This is a genomic window from Morganella sp. EGD-HP17 (assembly GCF_000512315.2).
GTDB lineage: Bacteria > Pseudomonadota > Gammaproteobacteria > Enterobacterales > Enterobacteriaceae > Morganella > Morganella morganii.
The window spans coordinates 77471-95506 of record NZ_AZRH01000014.1 but is presented as its reverse complement, the minus strand read 5'-3'; the positions used below and the strand labels follow the sequence as shown (position 1 = coordinate 95506).

Here is an 18036-nt window from a genome sequence, read left to right as displayed (position 1 = left end):
ACATTCGCTCTGAGGGATTTATATCCCTTTTTTTAAATAATAATGACCCTGCCATTGCAGGCATTCGTCATTATTTTATTATTACCTTTTATAAGGTTATTTGTTTTTATAAAAATAAATTATACAGAAAACAATGTATTATCAGCGCATAAAAACATATGCGGCATGCAGATAATCACCCTCTGCGGAAATATATTCCGCAGAGAATAAAAAAGAATATGTAATATAAACCGGTTTTATTATGCCAGCACCGCAACCGCGCGCGGCACCAGGCCATCAATAACAACATGCGGCACAGACTGCGAGCAGTGCTCAATACGGCCGCGCACACCATAAACGGTTGCCAGGCTGTCCGGCGTAATAACCGCTTCCGGATCCCCTTCCGCAATTAAATTCCCGTCTTTCAGCATTAATATATGATCACCGTGACGCAGTGCGATATTAATATCATGCACAACCACCACCGTAATAATATTCCGGCGCTGAGTTTCACGGCGTACCAAATCCATTACGTGATACTGATAATTTAAATCCAGCGCACTTAACGGCTCATCCAGTAATAACAGTGTCGGCTGACGGATTAATGATTGCGCCAGCCCGACTAATTGTTTCTGACCGCCGGATAACTGATCCAGATAATGCAGCGCCAGATGTTCAATGCCTAATTGTGACAGCAGAGACATCACTTCCTGCTCACTGTCGCGGTCAGAAATACCGCCTGAAGCCCGCTGTGCAACAATCACGGATTCCAGCACATGCAGGTGCACCCCGGCAGGTAGTGTCTGCGGCAGATAAACCACCTGCTTCGCGCGTTCGGCAAAATTCATCCGCGTCAGATCATGACCATCGAGCAGTAACTGCCCCTCCGCCTTGTTCAGACCGGCCAGGGAGCGCAGCAGGGTCGATTTCCCGCTGCCGTTCGGCCCGAGCAGCACGGTGATTTTACCGCGCGGCAGAGGCTCAACATTCAGGTCTTCAATGATTTTCCGTTTCGGATAACCGGCATTGAAGTGTTTAATCTGTAACCCGCTCTGAGCAGACATTGCATTCAAATCCATCTTACATGCTCCCTTTATGACGCAGGATCATGCTCAGGAAGAACGGCACACCTACCAGTGATGTCACAATACCGACCGGAATAATCACGCCCGGAATCAGGTTTTTCGAGGCAATGGATGCCATCGACAATACCAGCGCCCCGATTAATGCACTCGCCGGCAGATAGAAACGGTGATCCTCACCGAACATCATGCGGGCAATGTGCGGCGCGACCAGGCCGATAAACGCAATCGGGCCGACAAAAGCCACCGCCAGCGCGGTCAGAATACTGATGCGCAGCAACGTACCGAGACGCAGACGGCGCACGTTAATACCAAAACTGACAGCGCGATCTTCGCCGAGGCGCAGTGCGGTCAGCTTCCACGAGTTACTCATGGAAATCGGCAGCAGAATGGCAAAGGCCAGCGTCATCACACCCAGTTTCACCCAGGTGGCGCGCGCCAGGCTGCCCATCGTCCAGAAAACCAGCCCCTGTAAGGTGTCTTCCGTGGCGATAAACTGCATCATTGATACCAGTGCGTTAAAGGTAAAGACCATTGCGATACCGAATAACACCACACCGGAGGTTGCCACTCGTGTCCAGCGGGTGATGCCGTCAAGCATCAGCGCGGAAAACAGGGCAAAAATAAAGGCGTTCGCGGAAACAAACCACTGATCCGGTACGCCCGGAATACCAATTCCGAGGACTATCGCCAGCGCCGCACCAAACGATGCGGCGTTGGAGACGCCGAGGGTAAACGGACTCGCCAGCGGGTTATTGAGGATGGTCTGCATCTCTGCCCCGGCAAGACCGAGAGACATGCCGACCACCACGGCCATCAGGGCATACGGCAGACGTATTTCCCAGACAATCACACGGGTGCCCGCGGATACACTTTCCGGCGACACCAGGGTCTGCCAGAGTGCATCAAGGGTCAGCCCGGACGGCCCCATGGTGAAATCGAGCACCACGGTACAGAGTATTACCGCAACCACCGCAAACATCCACATCAGCCGCCTGCGCAGTACACGCCGGTAATGTGATTTCACATCACAGCTTAATTCACTGCCTGCCTGTTCCGGCTTCGTCTGTAGCATTGCTTCTGTGGTAATACTCATTATTCAAATACCTGCTGACTACTTAAAATTATTTACCGCTGACCCAGTATGTGCCGGTTGGTTCGACAGCCAGGAACTGACTGTACATTTCATCCATGGTTTTCTTCGGATCCAGATCTTTAAACTGCTCCGGATAGAACCACTTGGCAAAGGCCTGCGCGGCAATCACGTTATAAGGTGAGTTATAATAGTTGTGCCAGATAGCATAGTCACGCCCTTCTTTCACTGCGGTCAGGGTATTAATGCCCTTACGCTCAGTAATGGCTTTCAGGCTGGCTTTGGCATCCGCTTCTGTTGCCTGCGCACCCAGCTGAACACCCGCATCGGTGCTGCCCGGGGCTTTCGCGCCGCTGACCAGATAAATATCCGGATCCGCCGCAATCACTTTCTCCAGGTTCATGGTACCCAGTGGTGTCGGCAGAACGTCTTTGGCGATGTTTTTACCGCCCGCCAGATCGATAAAGTTACCGAGGTTACCGTTACCGGCAGTACCGCAGCAGTCAGGGAAAGACCCGGCGCGCAGATCGATAAACACGGTCGGTTTTTTATCTTCCGGGATTTTGTCTGTCACGTCAGTGACTAACTTCATCTGCTTCTGATAGAAATCTTCAAAGGCTTTGGCTTTTTCTTCGCGGTGCAGCACTTTACCCAGCACACGCATACCCGGCAGAGTGTTTTTCAGCGGTTCGTTGCGGAAATCCACAAAGACAACCGGGATACCGGCTTTTTCCAGCTGACCGACCAGCTCGCTGTTTTTACCCGGTCCGTGACCGGCCAGGCCGAAAATAGCCACATCCGGATTGAGGGTTAATACTTTTTCTGCACTGACGCTGTCCTCTGTCGTGTTACCGATCAGCGGGATCTTGTCGATTTCCGGGAATTTAGCTTTGTAGACAGCATAAGACTGCGGGTCGAGTTTGCGGAAGTCACCCTGCCAGCCGGCAATACGTGCCAGTGGTTTGTCCCCTTCCAGCAATGCCACCGCGTGGATCATACGCCCTTCCCCTAACAGGATGCGCTCCACTTTTTCCGGTACTTCCACCGTACGCCCTGCGGCATCAACCACTGTTTCCGCCCATGCTGCGCTGCTCATCAGAACAGCCCCTGCTGCCAGGCTCATGGTCAGCCCTTTTGCTACAGATACTAATTTCACGTTACCGACTCCTGTTATCTGTCAGAAATTGGCGTTAACAATAAAGCAAATAAGAACCCTTATCAATACGGAATAATTATCTTCCTCATTACAATATTCGTTATCATCAGGTGATAGCGATATATCGAAAGATAATCTGTAAGTGATATTCATTATTAACAGATAAAACGACTGACTTAACGGATAAACACAGTTTCAACCCGTGGATATCCCCGCGAAGCCTGTAACGACAAACATAAAAAAAACCTGACCAGGATCGTCAGGTTTTTTATCAATTTACGTGATATGTCACAAAATCGGGTCACACAGCCTTATTTATGGCTGGCCGGAAAGTCCATTTCGCTGTAGCGGACAAACTTAGTACGCTTAACAATTTTATAACCAAACCAGATGGCGAAGAACAGCGGCAGACCGATATAGGTCGCGACCACACCCACCCAGTCAATCTGATCCTGCAGGAAGGCTTCGAAGTTCTGACCGAGGGTGATGGTCAGACACAGAATAAAGGCGAAGATCGGGCCGACCGGGAAGAAACCGGAGCGGTACGGCAGATCGTTCAGGTCATAGCCCTGCTTAATATAGCCTCTGCGGAAACGGTAGTGGCTGATGGCAATCCCCAGCCAGGCGATAAAGCCGGTCATCCCCGAGGCATTCAGCAGCCACAGATACACGGACTGGTTACCGAACATCGATGTCAGGAAGCAGAGCGCAGCAATCACCGTCGTGGCAATCAGCGCGTTACGCGGCACACCGCCTTTGGACAGTTTGGCAAACAGTTTCGGTGCTTTGCCGGATTTTGCCAGGGTGTACAGCATACGGGTGGAGGCATACATCCCGGAGTTACCCGCAGACAGTACCGCTGTCAGGATAACCGCGTTCATCACTGCTGCCGCAGAGAGCAGACCGGCGCGTTCAAAGACCAGGGTGAACGGACTGACGCTGATATCGGTTTCATCATTACGCAGCAGGTTCGGGTCGGTGTACGGGATAATCAGGCTGATCACCAGAATCGCCAGCACATAGAACAGCAGGATACGCCAGAACACTTTACGCACCGCTTTCGGAATATTTTTGGCCGGATCTTTGGATTCACCGGCAGCGATACCGATAAGTTCAGTGCCCTGGAAGGAGAAGCCGACAATCATCGCCACCCCGATCATCGCGGCAAACCCGCCCTTGAACGGTGCCTCGCCGACAGTCCAGTTATGCCAGCCAGCACCTTCCCCGCCTTTCATAATGCCGGTGATCATCATCACGCCGACAACAATAAACAGGATAACGGTACTGACCTTAATTAAGGAGAACCAGTATTCCGCCTCACCGAATCCTTTTACAGAGATAAAGTTAAGCAGGAACATGATGGCGAGGAACGCCGCACTCCAGACCCAGCCCGGAATCTGATCTGCCGGGAACCAGTAGGTCATCACCAGCTGTGCTGCCACCAGGTCAACCGCGATAGTCACCGCCCAGTTGTACCAGTAGTTCCAGCCCAGTGCGAAACCGAAGCCTTCATCCACATATTTGGCGCCGTAAGTGGCAAATGAACCCGATACCGGCATATAGGCCGCGAGTTCACCGAGGCTGGTCATCAGGAAGTAGACCATCAGGCCGATAATGGCATAGGTTAACAGCGCCCCGCCGGGACCGGCCTGGGCAACAGTGGCACCGGAAGCGACAAACAGCCCCGTACCGATAGATCCGCCGATGGCGATCATCGCCAGATGGCGCGCCTTTAATTCACGGCGCAGTGTCTGCGGTTGTTCACCCGCGATTTGATTTGCTTGCTGAGACATTACAATCCTGTTTCATGTAGTTATTTTCATCCACTGAGCGTGATTGTAGCGAAATCCCGGGACTGTACCCAGCAAATATGCGGCATTATAAGATACCTGCATAATCGCTGCGGAATTATAAGCACCCGGCTTATAATTTGCCTCAGCTGCCCGCCGGAAACCGGCGGCAGAAGAAACAGATGCCGCGTCAGCGGCAATAGGTCAGGAAGGTATTGAGGGCGTTGGAGATATGTTTCTGACGGTGATAAATCCGGAAAAGTGTGCGGTTGAGGGTAAGCCCGGCAATCTTCACCTCTGACAACAGCCCGTTACTCAGCTGTTCGGCAATCACCCGCCGCGACAGACAACTGACCCCGCGCCCGAAGCGTACCGCGTGTTTGACGGCCTCGGAATTCCCCAGCTCCATTTCCACGCGGAAACCCGGCAGACGGTTAAAGAGGATCTGATCCAGCACTTCCCGCGTACCCGAACCGCGTTCACGCAGAACCCAGGCCACATTTTTCAGATCATCAGGAGTCACATTGCTTTTCTGACTGAGCGGATTATCCGGGCTGCAGAAAATCACCAGCTCATCTTCCAGCCACGGCTCGGTAATCAGTTCCGGGGAATGGCAGACCCCTTCGATAAGCCCCATATCCGCGCGGAACTCCAGCACGGCTTTAATCACTTCCTCAGTATTAGCGATAAATAATTCAACCGGTGTATTTTCATGCACTGCACGGTATGCCCCCAGCATTTCCGGCAGCATATAGTTGCCGATGGTGGTACTGGCCGCAAAACGCAATGCCCCCGCATCGGTTTTAAACAGCTGTTCAATTTCACCGGCCTGCTCGAGCAGGGCAATGGCTTTCGGATACAGCAGCCGTCCGTGTTCATTGGTCACCAGCCGTTTACCGACCCGGTCAAACAGCTGAACATTCAGCTGATTTTCCAGATCCGTCAGAGAGGCACTCACGGCGGACTGTGAAAGCGCCAGCTGCTGGGAAGCTTGTGTCGTCGAACCGGACTTCTGAACTTCTGTAAAGACTTCGAGCTGTCTCAGTGTGATGCGCATGGCAAAGCGCTCCCTTATTTTATCCCGATTATTATCATCATATTAACATTATACTTATAATTTAACATTGCCATTACCGCTAACCTGATTTTTAGGTTGATTATAGAATTATTATGAATTTTAAAAATATTACGCTTTCCGCTATGCTTTGCACATCGTTATTCCTTTTTGTGAGTTACTTATGTCTGAAAGTCATATCAAAACCGAAAAAGCCCGCTGCACAGCAAAACCGATGTGGCTGAGACTACTTCCGGGCTTTATCCTGGCGGGGGTTCTGACCACCGCCGCTATGCTGCTCGGGGAAATGCCCTGGTTTATCAACCTCGGGCTGGGCGCACTGACACTGGCTATTCTGCTGGGGATTATTGCCGGTAATACCGTTTACCCGCATATCAAGCCACAGTGCGAAGCCGGGGTGGGGTTTGCCAAACACTATTTTTTACGGGCGGGGATCATCCTGTACGGCTTCCGTCTGACATTTCAGCAGATTGCCGATGTCGGGATCAGCGGCGTGATTATTGATGCCGTGATGCTGACCAGCACCTTCCTGATCGCCATGTATATCGGCCGTAAATGGTTCGGGCTGGACAGAGAAACCGTCATTCTGATTGGTGCCGGTAGCAGTATCTGTGGTGCGGCAGCGGTGATGGCCACCGAGCCGGTGGTTAAAGCCCCGGCAAGTAAAGTGGCGGTTGCGGTCTCTACCGTGGTGATTTTCGGCACCATCGGTATCTTCCTGTACCCGTGGCTGTTCCATCTCAATGCCGCGCTGGGCTGGCTGCCGTTCACCGACATGAGTTTCGGGGTGTATGCCGGGTCTTCCGTGCATGAAGTGGCTCAGGTGGTGGCGATTGGTCACACCATCAGCCCGGATGCGGAAAACAGCGCCGTGATCAGTAAAATGATCCGCGTGATGATGCTGGCGCCGTTCCTTCTGATCCTGTCTCAGTATCTGAGCCGTCAGAAAAGCAGTACCAGGGGCGCGGCGAAGGAAAAATCCAAAATCACTATCCCGTGGTTTGCCGTCTTCTTTATTCTGGTGGCCGGATTTAACTCCTTCCATCTGATCCCGGAAATTATTGTCCGCCAGATTATTGTGCTCGATACCATTCTGCTGGCGATGGCAATGGTGGCACTCGGCCTGACCACTCACGTCAGTGCTATCCGCCAGGCCGGTATCAAGCCGATGCTGATGGCGCTGGTGCTGTTCGGCTGGCTGATTGGCGGCGGTGCGGCAATTAACCTGCTTATCCCGCTGATCACCGGTTGATCCTGCCCTTCTTTCTGTGATATCCCGGTTGTGCGGCCGGGATATCCTGTCACTGCATTCTCCGGTTCCTTATGCCATAATCGGCACAAAGAAGGAGAAAAACCAATGAAATATGTCGGAGCACACGTCAGCGCCGCCGGTGGTGTTGATCAGGCAGTTATCCGTGCGCATGAACTGGGCGCCACAGCCTTTGCCCTGTTCACCAAAAATCAGCGCCAGTGGAAAGCTGCCCCCCTGCCGGAAAACGTCATCGCGGCCTTTAAGGCCAACTGCAAAAAATACGGCTACGGCCACGGGCAGATCCTGCCCCACGACAGCTATCTGATTAACCTCGGCCATCCGGAAACGGAAGCACTGGAAAAATCCCGCGAGGCATTTCTTGATGAATTGCAGCGCTGCGAACAGCTCGGGATCGACCGTCTGAATTTCCATCCCGGCAGCCACCTCAATAAGATTGAGGAAAAGGCTTGTCTGGCGCGGATCGCGGAATCCATTAATATTGCGCTGGATAAAACCAGCGGTGTGATTGCCGTGATTGAAAATACCGCCGGACAGGGAAGCAACCTCGGGTTCCGCTTTGAGCAGCTGGCCGCCATTATTGAGGGCGTGGAGGATAAATCCCGCGTTGGTGTCTGTATCGATACCTGCCACGCGTTTGCCGCCGGGTATGATCTGCGGACACCGGAAACCTGCAAAGCCACGTTTGCGGATTTTGAAAGCATTGTCGGGTTTGAGTATCTGAAGGGCATGCACCTGAATGATGCAAAAAGTGAGTTCGCCAGCCGCGTTGACCGTCACGATAGTCTCGGTCAGGGTAAAATCGGCAATGCGCCGTTTGAGTTTATTATGAAAGATAAACGGTTCGACGGCATCCCGATGGTACTGGAAACCGTGAATCCGGATATCTGGGCGCAGGAAATTGCCTGGCTGAAATCGCTGGAAAAATAACCCGGGTTATACCACCGGGCTGAGTTTAATTTTTGCCATCATTGCCGCCAGTTCGGCGCGGTCACGGACACCGACACCGGGCTGGCTCACTGCCAGTGCAGACACCGCTGTCGCCATCCGCAGCGTGTGTTCGCTGCTCTGGCTCATCAGCAGGCCGTATACCAGGCCGCCGACCATTGAATCCCCTGCCCCGACGGTGCTCACCACCTCGCAATGCGGCGGCAGTGCACGCCAGGCACCGGAGGCATTCACCCACAGCGCCCCTTCCTGCCCCAGCGAAATCACCACATGGGCAATGCCTTTGTCCCGCAGGGCATGGGCGGCGTTAATCACATCCTTCAGTTCCGGCAGCGGTTTACCCGCCCAGATCTCAAGTTCATGACGGTTGGGCTTCACCAGCCACGGCGTGGCTTTCAGACCGGCCACCAGCGCCTCACGGCTGCTGTCAAAAATAATGCACGGACACAGCTGGCGCAGGCGGCTCATCCAGGTGGTGAACCACGCCGGATCCACACCTTCCGGCAGGCTGCCGCTGACCACCACCATATCGAACTGCCCGAGCCAGGTCAGTGAATCGGCCATAAACTTCTGCCATTCGCTCTCGGTGATACGGAAACCGGAGAAATTCAGATCCGTCACCGAGCCGCTGTTTTCGGTCAGTTTCACGTTGATCCGGGTGCGCCCCGGGATCACATGGAAGCGGTTTGCCAGCCCGTTTTCACTGAAAAAATGCTGAAATTCTTCCTGATTATCTTTCCCCAGAAAGCCGCTGACAGTTACATCCACCCCGAGGTCGCGCAGAACTTTGGCGACATTAATGCCTTTTCCCGCAGGATGTAACCCAACCGTTCTGACACGGTTCACCTCGCCCGGGACAAGGGACGGACACATTCCCACAAGGTCATAGGCCGGATTTAAGGTAATTGTGGCTACTCGACGGGTCATCAGCCGGGTGCTCCCTCTGTTATTTTTGGCTAACGGGTTATAATCATTAGTAATATAATGCAGCATGATACAATAGCTGCTTTTGAATCGTTTCAGTTATAACACAGACAGGCAGATATTCTATGCTCTGAATCATTCATTTTGCAGGAAGATATTGTCAAAAACAGACAGGCTGTCACTCCGGCGCACGGAAGTGTACCATAGCGCCCGCAATCTGATTAAAAAGAAGGAAAAAATAATGTCAGTCGTCGTTGGTACCGGGGTGGTTATTGTCAACAGCAAAGGTGAGGTGCTGCTGGGTAAACGCAGCGGCAAACATGCGCCATACTGGTCCATTTTCGGGGGACATGTTGATCCCGGTGAAACCTTTGAAGCCTGCGCTATCCGTGAAATTCAGGAAGAGATCGGCATTACCCTTACTGATCCGAAGGTTATCGGTCTGTGCAATAACCTGGAAACATACCGGGAGGAAGGCAAGCACACGGTATCAGTCTGCCTGCTGGCACACTATGACAGCGATACGCTGCCGGTGATCCGGGAGCCGGATAAATTTGACGGCATTATCTGGTGCTCTCCGGATAATCTGCCCGAACCGCATTTTGAAGCCAGCCGCAATGCCATTCACCTGTGGCAGACCAATCAGTTTTATCTGACAAAATAATCCGTTACATGCCGCGCCTGAATACCGGGGCGGCAATTGCTCATTTATCATTCAATCACACACAATTACGCGGATTTATCAGTTTATCTGCTTTACAACCTTTTTTTGCCGCCGTATCATCAAGCTAGTACACGGAGCTGAGTAACCGGAGGATTTATTTAATGAGCAGCGACGCAATAACACAAACCAAACGCCCTTCCGTCCTGGGCGGTGCCATGATTATCGCCGGTACCGCTGTCGGTGCAGGCATGTTTTCCATCCCTGTGATGACAGCGGGTGTCTGGTTTACCGGCTCCGTTCTGCTGCTGATTTACACCTGGTTTTGTATGTATACCTCCGGGCTGATGATCCTCGAGGCAAACCTCAATTATCCGTCAGGCTCCAGCTTTCACACCATTACCAAAGATCTGCTGGGTAACGGCTGGTCAGTAATTAACGGGCTCTCCATCGCCTTTGTGCTCTATATTCTGACTTATGCATATATCTCGGCCGGTGGTTCGATGTTACAGGAGAACCTGGCAGCACGCGGACTCAATATCACCCCGGCGATGAGCGGGATTTTCTTTGCTGCCGTGGTGGCCGTGATTGTCTGGATTTCCACCAAAGCCGTTGACCGTCTGTGCACCATTTTAATCGGCGGGATGGTGATTGCATTTGTGATGTCCGCAGGCGGCATGATCACAGAAGTGAAAACCGCGGTATTATTTAACACACAAGAGCCGGAAGCCCGTTATCTGCCGTATGCACTGGTGGCGCTGCCGTTCCTGCTGACCTCATTCGGCTTCCACGGTAACGTGCCGGGTCTGGTGAAATATTACCGTAATGACGCGAAATCCGTCGTGCGCAGTCTGCTTATCGGCTCCCTGATTTCACTGGTGATCTATATCTTATGGCAGCTGGCCGCCCAGGGTAACGTCCCGCGTGAAAACTTTAAGCAGGTTATCGCGGAAGGCGGCAATATCACCGCGCTGTTAAGCCAGATGAAAGCCGCTATCAACAGTGACACTACGGTGCAGTTACTCAATGCCTTCAGTTATATGGCGCTGGCCAGCTCCTTCCTCGGGGTGTCGCTGGGACTGTTTGACTACATCGCTGACTTCTTTAAGTTTAAGGATAACGGCACCGGACGCCTGAAATCCGCCGTGTTTACCTTTGTTCCGCCGGCGATTCTGGCAGTGCTGTACCCGGACGGGTTCCTGTATGCCATCGGTTATGCCGGGCTGGCAGCAACCATCTGGGCGGTGATTGTCCCGGCGCTGATGGCAAAAGCCACCCGTCGCCGCTTCCCGCAGGCAGCCTACCGTGTGCCGGGCGGCAATGCGATGATCATCTTTATCATTCTGTTCGGGCTTCTCAACGCCGTCACACATATTTTATCCATGATGGATCTCCTGCCGGTTTACCGCTGATTTCACCCGGATATCACACCCGCTGCATTTCTGCAGGCGGGTGTGATAATTTGGGCTTGCACATTGGAAAAACTGCGAGTAATTTTGTCGCCAATCGGCAGGCTTTAAGGCCTGCTTTACTATTGATGTTCATTATGTAACGGGACAAATTATGGCAAAAGCCAATGAAATTAAACGCGGAACCGCAGTGAGCTATAACGGCAAGCTGCTGATGGTCAAAGATATCGATGTCCAGACGCCAAGTGCCCGCGGGGCCAGCACCCTGTATAAAATGCGTTTTACTGATGTCCGTACCGGTCAGAAAGTGGAAGAGCGTTTTAAAGGCGATGATATTATTGAGACCATTACCTTAACCCGCCGCGCTGTTCAGCTCTCTTATGTTGATGGTGATGAGTATGTCTTTATGGATGATGAAGACTTCACGCCGTATCCGATGAAAAAAGATCAGATCGAAGAAGAACTGCTGTTTATTCCCGAGGAAGGTCTGCCGGGTATGCAGGTACTGACAATGGATGGCCAGGTGCTGGCGCTGGAGTTACCGCAGACTGTCGATATGGAAATCGTTGAAACCACCCCGGGCATCAAGGGTGCATCCGCCAGTGCACGGACCAAACCGGCAACCATGCCGACCGGGCTGGTGATTCAGGTGCCTGAATACCTGAGTAACGGTGAAAAAATCCGCATTCATATCGCGGAACGCCGTTATATGGGCCGCGCGGATTAATTCCCGCAGCCGGTAAAAACTGCCTGTTACCGGGTTACCGGTTTTCTGCACATTGCGGAGACCGGCTGACCCGCCGTTCTTTTCCCGTCCTTCAGAAATAATCCACCCGCAGATACGCTTCCCGGCGCTCTTCATTCAGCACCGAGTAAGACGTACGCCCCATTGACTGCGGCAGACGCCCCTGCACAAGTTCACCTTCAGCGATACTGTCCTGCACACTGGCAGGCTCTCCGTTGCGCAGGCAGCGATATTCAAATGACGGCTGACTGTTCTGCGGCTGTTCCGCCGCCGGGACACTGACCTCACAGGCGGCATTCACCACACTGCCGGACAGCAGAATCGTCCCTTCACTGACACCGGCTGCCGCACCCGGTGTGATAACTGACAAGCTTAACAACATACCACTGAAAATAGCCTTAAGATGATTCATCACAGGCACCTCACTGTTGTTTCGTCAGACTGACGACCAGCGTGTTAACGTTACCGCTGTATCTGTTATAACGCGCCGGACACAAAAAAAGAAGAGGAAACAGATATCGTGGTGTGATACGTCACACGATTTTTCCGGTTTCCTCTGAATGCATTAATTGTGATTCTCAGTCTGCATTAAAGATAACTGACAATAACCATCGCTATCAGCTTACTGTCATCCATCCAGTGAAGTTTTGCATCACCCATATTGGCCGGTATCAAATCAGAAACTGACCGGGTATTACGGGTAATAGTCTGGGTATTCAGCCGCTCTTTTTTCATCCCGGAGCGGTAACAGCGGGAACTGATGTCATTGGTCTGAAAGTCCATTGCACAGGGGCCTTCAACAATCGCACCATGAAAAATGATCACACCCGATGCTGTCTGGCCTTTACTTTCAGTTGCCGGAGCAAAACTGCTCATTAATAAGCCTGCAGCAGCGATAAAGAACTGTAGCTTTTTCATAACGTACCTCTTCAGATAAGTATTCACGGAGGCAATCCGTTACCGCCGGGATGAAAAATATTCGCTTATTCCTTATCGACAATAGGTCACTAATCTTTACTGCGCTATAACAAACAGCCGTATTTTTAGTACACCTTCAGCGTTATAATCTGAAATTCCTTATTTTATGATATGCATTCGGCTTTATTAACTACATCACTCTCTTCACTTATGATTATAGACGCCACCACGAAACCAACAACTTTTACATAAAAATAACATGCGTTATTTCCCTTTTTCTGTATAAACCCTTATCCGTATTTCTGTCAGACTATCCGGAACTATTTCCGTAATAATATTTTATTATCATCAGGTTTTGTCATGGCAGTACAACGCATCACACTTCCGCTTTTTATCAGCCTCGCCGGTATCATGCTGTTTCTTTCCTGGTACCTGCCGGTTGATCACGGCTGGTGGGCGCTACCTGACCATGCTGTTTTCCGTTTTTTCAATACCCCGCTCGCCGGTAATCATTCACTGGCTGTATTTATTGCGGTTATTAACAACCGGGCATTTGATCTGGCAGCACTCCTGCTGATGGGACTTATCTATTATGCGGCTTTCCGCAAACAGGACAGCGACGGTAAACGCCGTCTGGTAATGGCAGGTGTGGTGATGGTAATAAGTGCGGTACTGATTAATCAGGCCGGACAGGCAATTCCTTTTAACCGCCTCAGCCCGACACTGGAACTGGACGCTGTTCACCGTGTCAGCGATATCACCGGGATCTTTACAAAAGATGCCTCAAAAAGCAGTTTTCCGGGCGACCACGGGCTGATGCTGATCATTTTTGCCGCCTTTGTCTGGCGTTATGCCGGATTCCGTTATTTTGCGGCAGCAGTTTTGCTGACAATTATATTTTCTTTACCGCGGATAATGGCCGGTGCACACTGGTTCAGCGATATTATGGCCGGTTCGCTGTCACTGGCACTGATCACGGTTCCCTGGATTTTACTGACACCGCTGAGTGATCAGTGTGTAAATTTTCTGGTACGCCATATGCCCCGTTTATCCGATATTACAAAGAAAATTTCACATTAGTTAAACATATTTGACATCACATCCTGATTGTTTCGCTGACAAATTTAATGTTTTGTAAATAACAGGTTTTTTCACTCGCCATTTCCGGCACCTTTATGTAGTATCAATCCGTCCGATTATTAGGAATTGATTAATTTCACCGATAATTACGCCTTTACGGATGACTGATTAATTTTTCCTCAGTAATTGTTCATGGATATTAAACGTGCCGTTCCGCACGTTTTTAGAATAAACATATTGTGCACATACACAGATTTAATTAGTGTTGATATGTTTTGTTTTTTAAAGTGACGTTTGTCACATAAGGACTGCAAGGGAAAACTCACACATGGTCACATCTCAACCAATTCTGAGATATATCACCCGGATTGTTCCGGCATTGATTATCGCGGCGACATTGTCAGCATGCAGTACATCTCCAAATTCAGCCCGTCAAGTTCAATCTGAAACCCGTACAAACAGCTTTATCTTGCAAGCGTCTCAGGATGAATTCGAACAGTTAGTTAATAATGTTGATGTTAAATCCAAACTGATGTCTCAGTATGCCAGCTGGAAAGGCGTTGCTTACCGCCTCGGCGGCACCACCCGCTCCGGTATTGATTGCTCCGCATTTGTCCGTCAGACTTTCCTTGACCAGTTCGGTATGGAACTGCCGCGTTCAACCGCAGAGCAGCAGTCTGTCGGCACCAGCGTAAAACGCGCTAAATTACAGGCCGGCGACCTGGTGTTATTTAAAACCGGAAAACGTCAGCGCCATGTCGGTATTTATGTCGGCAATGACAAATTTGTCCATGCATCCACTTCAAACGGTGTTATCGTCTCAAACATGACGGATAAATACTGGAACAACCGTTATTACGACGGACGCCGTTTAATTAAATAATACATTCACTCCCTTGCAGTGTATTATTTAACAAGAAAAAGCTTCCTTTTCAGGAAGCTTTTTTTATGTCTGCATTTTATCAGAATCCGTCACACAGAACGGCAGTGTTACCTGTCAGAACGGGTAACGGGCAGAAATATTCTCCGCAATTGCCGCCCCTGCGGTTTTCAGGGCACACAGTGCGGTACTTTCATCATCACTGTGTAAAAACAGGCACGGCTCCCCTTCCCAGGTCAGGATCAGACTATCAATCTGTAATCCTTCCAGGTGCGACCGGATGGCGCACAGTGCGTCGTATGTTGAATGGTGGCCGTGACTCAGTAATTTTAAACCGGTCAGGCTGTCTTCCCTGCTCTGCAAAGATTCCGGTAACGCCTCTAACCGGCGGCCGTCATCATGACCGGCAAGCCGGTAATGCTGTGGCAGGCGGGAAACAACTGAAAGCGCATTACTATTCACACTATTATCCTGTCTTACTGTGCCGGTGAATCATCTGAAATAAATTTTCCGACCCAATCCTTCGGAATTAACGAACATTCTGTGTTCACGGATGATGAAACGCCGGTGATTTACTCCCGATCCGGTAATAAAACACATTGTGCTCTTTCGCCGGATGTTAACATCATCAATCCAATTACCTCTATTTGTATACTGTTTTGTTAATTTTCTCAACTGATTTATTTTATATCATATAGCTTAAATTGAATGAAGAAGGATATAATTCCGCGCTGTAATGACCCGTATACCCGTAAATACGATGAAATATCAGTTAATTATATAATTAAGAGAAAGGCGTACGATATTATACGTTACTTTCTGCCGTGAAACAGAATTCACATTAGTGTAACTTTTCATGACTCAGATCAACCAAATGACGACTGAGTAGTTATCCGGAGTAATCATTCGACTATTACTGATATTCGGGAAATGACCGGCCCGGAGACACCCGGACCGGCAACAGGGAAAGGAAATCAGGCAAAACGCCGTGCGTACAGCACCAGAGAGGCGGCAATCAGAATACAGAGCGCCATCGCGCCGACCATCGGCCAGACCGTTGTCATGTTAAATGAAGCCACCACCGCACCGACACCCGCACCGATACCAAACCGCAGCACACCGGCCAGTGATGAGGCGGTACCGGCCATATGCGGATAATCATCCAGAATCACCGCCATGGCATTTGATGTGATCATGGCAATATTCCCCACATAGCAGGCCACACCTATCATCAGAGCCACAAAGCCGAGATCGGCGGATGCGGCCAGTACCAGCCAGCATCCGGCCAGCAACTGCACCACCAGTCCGGTGCGCAGCATATTCAGTGCGCCGAAACGGCGGACATAACGGCTGTTAATGGTGGTCATAATAAACAGGAAAACAATATTCAGCGCGAAGCAGTAACCGAATTCCAGCTCCGTCAGCCCGTAAAGCTGAATGTAAACGAATGACCCGGCCGATAAAAACGAAAACATCCCGGCAAATGAAAAGCCGGATGCCACCATATAACACAGTACCCGCTTCTGGCGGAACAGTGTAACAAACTGGCCGAGCATGATCCGCAGCCGGAACGGCTGACGCCGCTCTTTCGGCAGGGTTTCGCGGATAAAGAACAGCACCAGCAGTGCAGCGATCAGCGCGGCAATCATGATGGTCCAGAAAATCGCGTGCCAGCTGAACCAGAGCATCATCATACCGCCCATGATCGGTGCCAGCAGCGGTGCCACTGTCATTACCAGCACCACAAACGACATACTGCGGGAGAATTCATCTTTGGTGAACATATCGCGCATCAGGGCGTTGATCACCACACTTGCCGCAGCCGCTGCAAAGCCGTGCAGCCCGCGCATCCCGATAAAGGTACCGATATCCTGAGACATCGCACACCCGGCGGAGGCCAGGGCGAAAATCAGTGTTCCCCCGAGGATCACCGGCTTGCGGCCGAGCGCATCCGCCATCGGACCGTATACCAGTTGCCCGGCGGCGAAACCGATCAGGTAACTGTTGAGTGTCATCTGGACATCGCCCTCAGTGACACCAAAGTCACGGGCGATGGTCGGCATGCTTGGCAGATACATATCGATAGCCAGAGGCATCAGCATCGATAACAGCCCCAGGATAAAAATCAGGCCGAAATAGGCCGAACGTTGCACTTGCACGCCTGTTACTCCGTATTGGATTCAGTAAAAAAGGTGTTCAGAGAACCGACTGAATTTCCTCATCAGTCAGCGGGCGGTATTCCCCCGGCGCCAGGCTGTCATCCAGCACAATGCCGCCGATACGCTCGCGGTGCAGTTCGTCCACATGGTTACCGGCAGCGGCAAACATACGTTTGACCTGGTGATAGCGCCCTTCGGAAATCGTCAGCCGCACATCCTGCGGGGTGATAATCTCGAGTTTTGCCGGTTTGGTCGGGTGCTGTTCGCCGTTAAGTAACACACCCTGCTCAAACAGCGCTGCGGTAGTGTCCGCCACCGGCTCCGCCAGGGTGACGCGGTAGGTTTTCTCGCAATGATGTTTCGGTGAGGTGATGCGGTGCGACCACTGCCCGTCGTCAGTCATCAGCACAAGCCCGGTGGTATCAATATCCAGCCGTCCGGCGGCATGCAGTTTATGGGCAACCGGCTCATCGATAAAATAAAGAATAGTCGGGTTAACCGGATCATCCGTTGAGCAGACATAGCCCTGCGGTTTATTCAGCATAAAGTAGCGCGGCCCGGTGACGTGTGTCATCACATTGCCGTCATACGCCACTTCGTTCTCCGCGCTGACTTTCAGTGCGCCGTTTTTCACGACCTCACCATCCACAGTCACCATCCCCGCACGCAGCTCTCTGGCCACAAGGTTCCGGCTGATGCCCATCTGATGGGCAAGAAATTTATCTAATCGCATGAATGTCTCTTAAACCTGACGCGCCCGCAGCATACTGCCGGCTGATAAGCAGATAAAATGAAAGAATTTTGTTTGATAATAACCACAGTAATCATTATAACAACAAACCGTCAACATCACAGCGCCTTTCTGAC

Annotated in this window: 18 protein-coding genes; 7 read left to right on the top strand and 11 right to left on the bottom strand. The window is 51.2% G+C overall.

The genetic code is table 11. The features are described from left to right. Positions 1 to 239: 239 nt before the first annotated feature. The 5 genes from X965_RS14790 to yieE all read right to left on the bottom strand — a co-directional run bounded on the left by X965_RS14790 (position 240) and on the right by yieE (position 6157). Positions 240 to 1058, bottom strand: coding sequence for an ABC transporter ATP-binding protein (locus tag X965_RS14790; protein ID WP_004238050.1), 819 nt, complete (start codon positions 1056 to 1058; stop codon positions 240 to 242). 1 nt (position 1059) lies between these two features. Next, on the bottom strand, positions 1060 to 2157 hold the full coding sequence (locus X965_RS14785; protein WP_004238048.1) for an iron ABC transporter permease: 1098 nt from the start codon (positions 2155 to 2157) through the stop codon (positions 1060 to 1062). Between the two features lie 28 nt (positions 2158 to 2185). After that, complete coding sequence (locus X965_RS14780) at positions 2186 to 3277, bottom strand: ABC transporter substrate-binding protein (protein WP_004238047.1); 1092 nt, start codon at positions 3275 to 3277, stop codon at positions 2186 to 2188. Positions 3278 to 3621: 344 nt separating this feature from the next. Then, the gene (locus X965_RS14775; protein ID WP_036418628.1) at positions 3622 to 5103 is read right to left on the bottom strand and encodes an amino acid permease; all 1482 of its coding nucleotides are present in this window, start codon (positions 5101 to 5103) and stop codon (positions 3622 to 3624) included. A gap of 187 nt (positions 5104 to 5290) precedes the next feature. Then, the gene (gene yieE, locus X965_RS14770) at positions 5291 to 6157 is read right to left on the bottom strand and encodes a DNA-binding transcriptional regulator YeiE (RefSeq protein WP_004238044.1); all 867 of its coding nucleotides are present in this window, start codon (positions 6155 to 6157) and stop codon (positions 5291 to 5293) included. A gap of 181 nt (positions 6158 to 6338) precedes the next feature. On the opposite strand from yieE, the gene X965_RS14765 reads away from it, so the two are divergent. Further along, the gene (locus X965_RS14765) at positions 6339 to 7427 is read left to right on the top strand and encodes a YeiH family protein (RefSeq protein WP_036418627.1); all 1089 of its coding nucleotides are present in this window, start codon (positions 6339 to 6341) and stop codon (positions 7425 to 7427) included. 105 nt (positions 7428 to 7532) lie between these two features. Next, positions 7533 to 8375 carry a deoxyribonuclease IV gene (gene nfo / locus X965_RS14760; RefSeq protein ID WP_004238040.1) on the top strand — a complete coding sequence of 281 codons (843 nt, stop codon included), beginning with the start codon at positions 7533 to 7535 and terminating at the stop codon, positions 8373 to 8375. Positions 8376 to 8381: 6 nt separating this feature from the next. Here nfo and fruK read toward each other — a convergent pair whose 3' ends face one another. Beyond that, a complete protein-coding gene (gene fruK / locus X965_RS14755; protein WP_036418649.1) occupies positions 8382 to 9320 on the bottom strand; it encodes a 1-phosphofructokinase in 939 nt (312 codons plus the stop codon). 238 nt (positions 9321 to 9558) lie between these two features. On the opposite strand from fruK, the gene X965_RS14750 reads away from it, so the two are divergent. The 3 genes from X965_RS14750 to yeiP all read left to right on the top strand — a co-directional run bounded on the left by X965_RS14750 (position 9559) and on the right by yeiP (position 12114). Continuing rightward, positions 9559 to 9981: an NUDIX hydrolase gene (locus X965_RS14750; protein WP_036418625.1), complete on the top strand. Its 423-nt coding sequence runs from the start codon at positions 9559 to 9561 to the stop codon at positions 9979 to 9981. A 161-nt stretch (positions 9982 to 10142) separates the two neighbouring features. Further along, positions 10143 to 11390, top strand: a complete 1248-nt coding sequence (gene mtr / locus X965_RS14745) for a tryptophan permease (protein ID WP_036418623.1) — start codon at positions 10143 to 10145, stop codon at positions 11388 to 11390. A 151-nt stretch (positions 11391 to 11541) separates the two neighbouring features. After that, on the top strand, positions 11542 to 12114 hold the full coding sequence (yeiP, locus tag X965_RS14740; protein ID WP_004238035.1) for an elongation factor P-like protein YeiP: 573 nt from the start codon (positions 11542 to 11544) through the stop codon (positions 12112 to 12114). 91 nt (positions 12115 to 12205) lie between these two features. Here the strand turns inward: yeiP and X965_RS14735 are convergent, their stop codons facing one another. Next, positions 12206 to 12544 carry a type 1 fimbrial protein gene (locus X965_RS14735; protein ID WP_004240668.1) on the bottom strand — a complete coding sequence of 113 codons (339 nt, stop codon included), beginning with the start codon at positions 12542 to 12544 and terminating at the stop codon, positions 12206 to 12208. Between the two features lie 176 nt (positions 12545 to 12720). Beyond that, a complete protein-coding gene (locus tag X965_RS14730; RefSeq protein ID WP_004238032.1) occupies positions 12721 to 13050 on the bottom strand; it encodes a type 1 fimbrial protein in 330 nt (109 codons plus the stop codon). Between the two features lie 360 nt (positions 13051 to 13410). Here X965_RS14730 and X965_RS14725 point away from each other — a divergent pair, with 360 nt between their 5' ends. Next, positions 13411 to 14130, top strand: a complete 720-nt coding sequence (locus X965_RS14725) for a phosphatase PAP2 family protein (RefSeq protein WP_004238031.1) — start codon at positions 13411 to 13413, stop codon at positions 14128 to 14130. Positions 14131 to 14458: 328 nt separating this feature from the next. Next, positions 14459 to 15013, top strand: coding sequence for a bifunctional murein DD-endopeptidase/murein LD-carboxypeptidase (gene mepS, locus X965_RS14720; RefSeq protein ID WP_004240669.1), 555 nt, complete (start codon positions 14459 to 14461; stop codon positions 15011 to 15013). A gap of 114 nt (positions 15014 to 15127) precedes the next feature. Here mepS and X965_RS14715 read toward each other — a convergent pair whose 3' ends face one another. The 3 genes from X965_RS14715 to rsuA form a co-directional block, all read right to left on the bottom strand. Next, positions 15128 to 15472: a hypothetical protein gene (locus X965_RS14715; protein WP_036418621.1), complete on the bottom strand. Its 345-nt coding sequence runs from the start codon at positions 15470 to 15472 to the stop codon at positions 15128 to 15130. Between the two features lie 512 nt (positions 15473 to 15984). Next, positions 15985 to 17169 carry a Bcr/CflA family multidrug efflux MFS transporter gene (locus X965_RS14710; RefSeq protein WP_024473455.1) on the bottom strand — a complete coding sequence of 395 codons (1185 nt, stop codon included), beginning with the start codon at positions 17167 to 17169 and terminating at the stop codon, positions 15985 to 15987. Between the two features lie 37 nt (positions 17170 to 17206). Next, positions 17207 to 17902, bottom strand: a complete 696-nt coding sequence (gene rsuA / locus X965_RS14705; RefSeq protein WP_004238026.1) for a 16S rRNA pseudouridine(516) synthase RsuA — start codon at positions 17900 to 17902, stop codon at positions 17207 to 17209. Positions 17903 to 18036 lie beyond the last annotated feature (134 nt).

Bases quoted from the DNA above. Each gene is read 5' to 3' on its own strand.
- X965_RS14790 (WP_004238050.1), bottom strand. From the start codon at position 1,058: ATGGATTTGAATGCAATGTCTGCTCAGAGCGGGTTACAGATTAAACAC.
- X965_RS14785 (WP_004238048.1), bottom strand. From the start codon at position 2,157: ATGAGTATTACCACAGAAGCAATGCTACAGACGAAGCCGGAACAGGCA.
- X965_RS14780 (WP_004238047.1), bottom strand. From the start codon at position 3,277: ATGAGCCTGGCAGCAGGGGCTGTTCTGATGAGCAGCGCAGCATGGGCG.
- X965_RS14775 (WP_036418628.1), bottom strand. From the start codon at position 5,103: ATGTCTCAGCAAGCAAATCAAATCGCGGGTGAACAACCGCAGACACTG.
- yieE (WP_004238044.1), bottom strand. From the start codon at position 6,157: ATGCGCATCACACTGAGACAGCTCGAAGTCTTTACAGAAGTTCAGAAG.
- X965_RS14765 (WP_036418627.1), top strand. From the start codon at position 6,339: ATGTCTGAAAGTCATATCAAAACCGAAAAAGCCCGCTGCACAGCAAAA.
- nfo (WP_004238040.1), top strand. From the start codon at position 7,533: ATGAAATATGTCGGAGCACACGTCAGCGCCGCCGGTGGTGTTGATCAG.
- fruK (WP_036418649.1), bottom strand. From the start codon at position 9,320: ATGACCCGTCGAGTAGCCACAATTACCTTAAATCCGGCCTATGACCTT.
- X965_RS14750 (WP_036418625.1), top strand. From the start codon at position 9,559: ATGTCAGTCGTCGTTGGTACCGGGGTGGTTATTGTCAACAGCAAAGGT.
- mtr (WP_036418623.1), top strand. From the start codon at position 10,143: ATGAGCAGCGACGCAATAACACAAACCAAACGCCCTTCCGTCCTGGGC.
- yeiP (WP_004238035.1), top strand. From the start codon at position 11,542: ATGGCAAAAGCCAATGAAATTAAACGCGGAACCGCAGTGAGCTATAAC.
- X965_RS14735 (WP_004240668.1), bottom strand. From the start codon at position 12,544: ATGAATCATCTTAAGGCTATTTTCAGTGGTATGTTGTTAAGCTTGTCA.
- X965_RS14730 (WP_004238032.1), bottom strand. From the start codon at position 13,050: ATGAAAAAGCTACAGTTCTTTATCGCTGCTGCAGGCTTATTAATGAGC.
- X965_RS14725 (WP_004238031.1), top strand. From the start codon at position 13,411: ATGGCAGTACAACGCATCACACTTCCGCTTTTTATCAGCCTCGCCGGT.
- mepS (WP_004240669.1), top strand. From the start codon at position 14,459: ATGGTCACATCTCAACCAATTCTGAGATATATCACCCGGATTGTTCCG.
- rsuA (WP_004238026.1), bottom strand. From the start codon at position 17,902: ATGCGATTAGATAAATTTCTTGCCCATCAGATGGGCATCAGCCGGAAC.